Annotated in this window: 6 protein-coding genes; 5 read left to right on the top strand and 1 reads right to left on the bottom strand. The window is 71.4% G+C overall.

The window, feature by feature from the left end; all coding sequences use genetic code 11:
* Positions 1-153 precede the first annotated feature (153 nt).
* Complete coding sequence (locus ACFWGJ_RS40610; protein WP_107018434.1) at positions 154-897, top strand: class I SAM-dependent methyltransferase; 744 nt, start codon at positions 154-156, stop codon at positions 895-897.
* Positions 894-1,964 (top strand): prenyltransferase, encoded by a 1,071-nt coding sequence (locus ACFWGJ_RS40605; protein ID WP_387333985.1) that lies wholly within the window; start codon positions 894-896, stop codon positions 1,962-1,964. Before ACFWGJ_RS40610 ends, ACFWGJ_RS40605 begins: the two co-directional genes overlap by 4 nt.
* A 31-nt stretch (positions 1,965-1,995) precedes the next feature.
* Here ACFWGJ_RS40605 and ACFWGJ_RS40600 read toward each other — a convergent pair whose 3' ends face one another.
* On the bottom strand, positions 1,996-2,286 hold the full coding sequence (locus ACFWGJ_RS40600) for a hypothetical protein (RefSeq protein ID WP_387333984.1): 291 nt from the start codon (positions 2,284-2,286) through the stop codon (positions 1,996-1,998).
* Positions 2,287-2,444: 158 nt separating this feature from the next.
* Here ACFWGJ_RS40600 and ACFWGJ_RS40595 point away from each other — a divergent pair, with 158 nt between their 5' ends.
* From ACFWGJ_RS40595 to ACFWGJ_RS40585, 3 genes are read left to right on the top strand one after another with little or no spacing between them, the layout of a single operon-like run.
* A complete protein-coding gene (locus ACFWGJ_RS40595) occupies positions 2,445-3,797 on the top strand; it encodes a hypothetical protein (RefSeq protein ID WP_387333983.1) in 1,353 nt (450 codons plus the stop codon).
* Complete coding sequence (locus ACFWGJ_RS40590; RefSeq protein ID WP_387333982.1) at positions 3,794-5,404, top strand: substrate-binding domain-containing protein; 1,611 nt, start codon at positions 3,794-3,796, stop codon at positions 5,402-5,404. Before ACFWGJ_RS40595 ends, ACFWGJ_RS40590 begins: the two co-directional genes overlap by 4 nt.
* Positions 5,391-6,176, top strand: coding sequence for a hypothetical protein (locus ACFWGJ_RS40585; RefSeq protein WP_387333981.1), 786 nt, complete (start codon positions 5,391-5,393; stop codon positions 6,174-6,176). The genes ACFWGJ_RS40590 and ACFWGJ_RS40585 overlap by 14 nt, the downstream gene beginning before the upstream one ends.
* The last annotated feature ends 109 nt before the right edge of the window (positions 6,177-6,285 follow it).

The raw sequence follows: 6,285 nt of genomic DNA, 5'->3' as shown, positions 1-6,285 counted from the left end.
GCATCGTTTTTGTTTAAACACCACCCCGCCCCCACCCCCCCCCGCCGCCGGGCTGCCGGCGGCGACCGAAGGCAGCCGCTCCGCGGCCCCCCAGGGGGCGGCCCCCGCCGCGCCCACCCCCGTGGACACCCCTCACCGTGAAAGCAGGACCACGTGCTGACCGTCGACTTCTCCCGGTTTCCGCTTGCCCCGGGGGACCGTGTGCTGGATCTCGGGTGCGGGGCCGGACGCCACGCCTTCGAGTGCTACCGGCGCGGCGCGCAGGTCGTCGCGCTGGACCAGAACGGCGAGGAGATCCGCGAGGTCGCCAAGTGGTTCGCCGCGATGAAGGAGGCGGGCGAGGCACCGGAGGGCGCCACCGCCACCGCGATGGAGGGCGACGCGCTGCGGCTGCCCTTCCCCGACGAGTCCTTCGATGTCGTCATCATCTCCGAGGTGATGGAGCACATCCCGGACGACAAGGGCGTGCTCGCCGAGATGGTCCGCGTGCTCAGGCCCGGCGGGCGGATAGCCATCACCGTGCCGCGCTACGGGCCCGAGAAGGTCTGCTGGTCGCTGTCGGACGCGTACCACGAGGTCGAGGGCGGGCACATCCGTATCTACAAGGCGGACGAACTGCTCGGCAAGATCCGCGAGGCCGGCCTGCGGCCGTACGGCACGCACCACGCGCACGCCCTGCACAGCCCCTACTGGTGGCTCAAGTGCGCGTTCGGCGTCGACAACGACAAGGCGCTGCCGGTACGGGCGTACCACAAGCTCCTCGTCTGGGACATCATGAAGAAGCCCCTCGCGACCCGGGTCGCCGAACAGGCGCTCAACCCGCTGATCGGCAAGAGCTTCGTCGCCTACGCGACCAAGCCGCACCTGCCCGCGGCCACCCTCACGGACGCTTCGTGACGACTCCGCGCACCGAACACCTCGTCCTGACCGGGGTGCTCACCGCGGAAGAGGCCGCGCAGACCGTCCGGGGCATCCTGGCCGTACAGCGCGCGGACGGCGCCATCCCGTGGTTCCGCGGCCACCACCTCGACCCGTGGGACCACACCGAGGCCGCCATGGCCCTGGACGCGGCCGGCGAGCACGAGGCCGCCGCCCGGGCCTACGAGTGGCTGGCCCGCCACCAGAACGAGGACGGCTCCTGGTACGCGGCCTACGCCGACGGGGACGCCGCCGAGGTCACCGACCGCGGACGCGAGACCAACTTCTGCGCGTACATCGCCGTCGGTGTGTGGCACCACTACCTGGCGACCGGCGACGACACCTTCCTTGACCGGATGTGGCCCGCGGTGTTCGCGGCCGTGGAGTTCGTCCTCGAACTCCAGCGGCCCGGCGGGCAGATCGGCTGGAAGCGCGAGGACGACGGCCGGGCCGTCGAGGACGCGCTGCTGACCGGCAGTTCGTCCGTCCACCACGCGCTGCGCTGCGCGCTCGCCATCGCCGAGGAGCGCGAAGAGCCGCAGCCCGACTGGGAGTTGGCGGTGGGCGCGCTGCGCCACGCGATCCGCCGGCACCCCGAGCGGTTCCTCGACAAGGACCGCTACTCGATGGACTGGTACTACCCCGTGCTGGGCGGCGCGCTCACCGGCGCCGAGGCCAAGGAGCGCATCGAGCGGGACTGGGACCGGTTCGTGGTCCCGGATCTCGGTGTGCGCTGCGTGGTGCCCAACCCGTGGGTGACGGGCGGCGAATCGGCCGAACTCGCCCTGGCCCTGTGGGCCGTGGGCGAGTCCGACCGCGCGCTGGAGATACTGCAGTCGATCCAGCACCTGCGCGACCCGGCGACGGGCCTGTACTGGACCGGCTATGTCTTCGACTCACGGGCGATCTGGCCGGAGGAGCTCACCTCGTGGACGGCGGGCTCCCTGCTCCTCGCCGTGGCCGCACTGGGCGGGGACGAGGCGACCTGCGCGGTCTTCGGCGGCGACCGCCTGCCGTTCGGACTGGACCCCGACTGCTGCCGGTAGGGGGCCGGCCGCGTACGCGAGCGGGAGGGGATCAGCTGCGTACGCGGTTGGCGATCGCGTGCCCGATGAAGAGGTAGACGACGGCTGCGAGGCCGTAGCCCGCGACGACCCGTGCCCACTGCTCGTCGAACGTGAACAGGTCGTGCGACCAGCCGGCGAGCCAGCGTGCGGAGTCATGGATGAACTGGACGAACGAATTGCCCTGGTTGGCGTCCAGCAGGTACATGAGGATCCAGAGGCCCAGGATGAAGGCCATGATGTCGGCAACGACGGCTATGACGCGGCCGGCTGAGTGGGAACCGTTGCGATATCTAGGGGACATGTCATGCGGGTAGCCCTTGAATCCCGTATGAAACCTCCGGCTCTCCTCATGATGGTTCGTCAGCCATTACTCTGGCCCTCAACTGCCGTTCGCCGTGAGGTGGTTCGGCGGTAAGCACGGTCACCGACGATCCTGCCCCACAGGAGGGGGAGACGCCGGTGTCCGCGAACAGAGCCGAGAGACCCGCACGACCCGCCGCAGGATCCGCAAGGTCGGCGAGAGCCGCGAGACCCGCCCGGCCCGATCCACCCGCCCCGCCCGCCCCCTCCGATCCGTCCGCCGGACCCGAGCGCCCCGCGGAGGAACCCCGGCTCGCGGTCGGCGGGCCCGCCAGGAGCCGGCTGCGCCGCACGCTGGCCCTCGCACTGCCCGTCCCCGTCATCGGCCTCGTCCTGCTCCTGGCCTCCGGCCATCTGACGCTGCCGCTCGACCGGATCGTCACCATCGAGGCGAAGATGGCCTCCAAACGGGACTTCTTCGAGAACCCCGAGGTCCGGCGCATCCTCATGAAGCACGGCTTCCGGGTGCACATCACCCGCATGGGCTCCCGGGACATCGCCACGCAGGACGTCGCGGGGTACGACGTCGTCTTCCCCTCCGGACAGCCCGCCGCGGACCTGATCACCCGCGAACGCGCGAAGGCCGGCGATCCCGTCCTCACCTACCGGCCCTTCGTCAGCCCCATCGTCCTCGCCACCTACCGGGAGTACGCCGAGACGCTGGCCGACGCGGACATCGCCGAGCCCCAGCCGGCCGGCCCCTCCGCCGGCCCGGCCGGGCCGCTGTACTACACGCTCGACATGGGCAAGTTCCTGCAGCAGACGAAACAGGGCAGGCGGTGGGACGACCTGGGCATCGAGAAGCACGGCGTCCACAACGGCAACAAGGTCCTCGCCCAGACCTCCGACGTGTGCGACTCCAACTCCGGCGGCACCTACCTCGGCCTCGTCTCCTTCGTATGGCACGGCAACGACGCCCCCGGCAACGGCGAGGACGCCGACCGATACGCGCGGGACATCAAGGAACTGCTCATCGAACAGGGCCTGCCGGGCTCCGAGCGGGCCGAGACCTACCTGTCCGTGGACGGCAAGAGCATCGCCCCGATCTCGGTGATCTACGAGCACCAGTTCCTGGCCCACCAGATCCGGTACGAGGCCGAGCACGGCGAGCCGGACGACGGACGCGTCCTGCTCTACCCCTCGACCCGGTTCGTCACCGAACCCCAGCTCGTCGCCCTCACCGGAGACGGCGAACGGCTCGGCGAACTCGTCACCGAGGATCCCGAACTCCAGCACAAGGCGATGGAGTTGGGATTCCGGGTGCGGGACGCCACCAGCGGCTCGACCAGCGACCAGCTGGCGGCCTTCCTGGCGGACCGCGGCATCCAGGTACCGGTCACCTCGGCCGACGACACCAAGGCGGTCCTGCCACGGCTGCCCCTCCTGGAGCGGATGATCCAGACGGTCGGCGAGTGCCCGCCCGCGCAGTCGTCCCAGCAGGACGCCAAGTGAGGCGCGAGCTGGTGTTTCTGACGCTGCGTCTGGCCGTGGCCGTCACCCTCACCGTCGCCATGACCGCCGCCTGCTCCGGCGCAGGTGACGAGGACCCGACCACCCTGCGCGTCCTCGCCGGCCCCGATCTCGCCGTACTGGAGCCTCTGCTCGACGAGTTGCGGTCCGACACCGGGGTCGAGCTGAAGATGGACTACCTGGCCGACGCCGACACCGGCGAGGCGCTGGCCGCCGGAACCTCCACCGGAAAGGCCGGTGGCGGTCACGAGGCCGCCTGGCTCTCCACCGACCGCTCCTTCCAGCTGCGCCACAAGGACACCGCCCGGGGGCTGCTGCGCACCCCGACCATGCTCTCGCCGGTCGTGGTCGGCCTGCGCCCGGACGCGGCACGCGCACTCCACGCCAAGTCGGGCGACGACGAACTCAGTTGGGCCGACCTCGCCGACGCCGCCGCCACCGGGACCGTACGCTTCGGCATGGCCGACCCGCGGCGGACGGGGACCGGCCTCGCCACACTCGTCGGCGTCGCCACCGCGGCGGCCGGCACCGGCGGCGCCCTGCGCGAGGACGACGTCTCCTGCGACCGGCTGCGCGGCTTCCGCTCCGGACAGCGGATCACCGCCGCCTCCACCCGCGACCTGCTCGACGACTTCGTCGACCACCCCGGCACCGCGAACGCGCTCATCACCTACGAGTCCGACCTCCTCGCCCTCAACTCCGGCGGGCGGCTGAAGCAGAAACTGGAGATCGTGCGCCCCAAGGACGGCACGGTCCTCGCCGACTTCCCGCTGCTCCTCCTCGACCCGGACCGGCGGGCCGCCTACGACAAGGTCGTGGAGTGGCTGCGGCAGGACTCCGTACAACGGAAGATCATGCGGACGGCGCTGCGGCGACCGGTGAACCCGACGGTCGCCAGGGAGGGCGAGCTGCGGGCACCGGTCGGCAACGCGCTCTACTTCCCCGACCGGCCGGACGTCCTGGAACGCCTCCTCGACGACTACGGCGACCCCGCCCACCGCGTCGCTGACCAGGTCGTCTTCCTGCTCGACTTCTCCGGCTCGATGCGCGGCGCACGCATGGCGGAACTGCGCGAGGCGTTCGCCGACCTCAGCGGCGCGGACTCCTCGGCGGCGGGCGCCTTCGCCCGCTTCCACCTCGGCGAGCGGCTGACCGTCGTACGGTTCGGCGGGCAGGTCCTGGAGGAACGGACCGTCACCGTCCGGGGACAGCGGGACCTGCGCACCCTCGCCGGCGTCGTCGCCCGCGGTGGCTACGGCGACGCGACCGCCGTCTGGACCGCGCTCGACCACGGCTACCGCACGGCCTCCTCCGCGCTCGCCGACGAACCCGAACGGGCCGTGTCCATCGTGCTGATGACGGACGGCGAGAACAACGCGGGCATCGCGTACGAGGAGTTCGTACGCCGTTACGAGGCGCGGTCCGCCCGGACCCGTACCGCGGTCCACACCTACCCCGTGCACTTCGGGGAGGCGGACGCCGGAGCCCTTCGGCGCGCCGCCGACAGGACGGGCGGACGCATGGTGGACGCGGACGCGCGGGGATCGTCCCTTTCCGAGGCGTTCAAGGAGATCCGTGGCTGTCGTTGACGCGCAGTGGTGGGGTGTGTGGTGGCCGTGGATGACGGTGTGGCTCGTCACCGCGGCCGGACTGGTGGCGCTCGGCGCCGTGCTCGGGCGGCACATGCGGGAGCGCGGGCGCGGGCGCCTCGGCCGGCGGGGTGTGGGGCAGCGGTCCGCATACAGCGTCTGCTTCTACCTGGACGAGAAGGCGGTGATGGACCTCTACCGGATCGGCAACTACAGCGCCGCGCTGGAACAGGCCGTCGAGCACCGCACCAACGTCAACACCAGCGTGGGGCTGTGGGGGCGGCTGCTGCCGTGGACGGTCAAGGCCAACCGGGACGTCACGCAGGAGAAGTTCAGCAGTTACGTCGCGAAGAGCGAGCCGATCTCCGTGATCGGGATGCTGCTGGACGCGTTCGAGCGGGCCGACGTCATCGTGCACGCGGACCTGCGCACCGGGGCCGTCACTCCGAACCGCGCCCTCGCCGAGGCGCTCGGGTCCGGGGCCGGGGGCGGTGTCGCCCTGAGTGACATCGAGGAGTTCGTGTCGCTCAGGGGACGGTTCCTGGTGGAGCCGCGGTCGGAATCCGGGGCGGCGGAGGGGATCGTGCTGCGGGCCCCTTACGGCTCCGACGCGGAGCGGCCGGCGCACGTCCGGGTCATGTGCGCGGCGGGTGGCTTGCGCAACGAACGCCTGAACGACGGGACGTTCCAGGCGCGTTGCCTCGGCAAGATGACGGGTTGGCGCCCGGACACACGCGAGGTCACGCTGGAAGCGATAGCCATATTCCGCTGACACGAACGCAGCCCCCTGCGGGCCCGGCGGCGCCGACCACGCAGTTCCCCGCGCCCCTGAAAGGCAAGGGGCTTCGCCCGGGGGCGCGTGGTCGGCTGCGGGTGCGTCG

This window comes from Streptomyces sp. NPDC060205, assembly GCF_042728395.1.
GTDB lineage: Bacteria > Actinomycetota > Actinomycetes > Streptomycetales > Streptomycetaceae > Streptomyces.
The sequence above is the reverse complement of the archived record's forward strand: the minus strand, read 5'-3'. Positions and strand labels throughout refer to the sequence as shown.